Here is a 283-nt window from a genome sequence, read left to right as displayed (position 1 = left end):
GTTACGCAGTGAGGGCTTTAGCGTCAGTGATTATGGCGTTCATAAATTAATGGCAACACTTGGTTTAGTCGTTACTCAACGAGTGGCATACAAGGTAACAACCAAGCGTAAACACAGTGATGCCGTTGCTGATAATCTTTTGAATCAGAACTTTAATCCTGTTGCGCCAAATCAGGTGTGGGCTGGTGATGTGACTTATCTAAGAACTGGCGAAGGTTGGATGTATCTGGCTATCGTCATGGACTTATATTCACGTCGTATTGTTGGTTGGCATATTGATAAA

The 283-nt window shown here is 42.4% G+C and carries 1 protein-coding gene; it reads left to right on the top strand.

Annotated features, from left to right (window positions below; genetic code table 11):
• The coding region (locus AAEY68_RS20905) for a DDE-type integrase/transposase/recombinase (RefSeq protein WP_350586807.1) at positions 1–283 on the top strand (283 nt) is incomplete at both ends.

This window comes from Pseudoalteromonas sp. RB2-MNA-CIBAN-0110, assembly GCF_040309305.1.
In the GTDB taxonomy this organism is placed as follows: domain Bacteria; phylum Pseudomonadota; class Gammaproteobacteria; order Enterobacterales; family Alteromonadaceae; genus Pseudoalteromonas; species Pseudoalteromonas arctica.
Note: the sequence above shows the minus strand (reverse complement) of the source record. Positions and strands in the feature narration are given on the sequence as shown.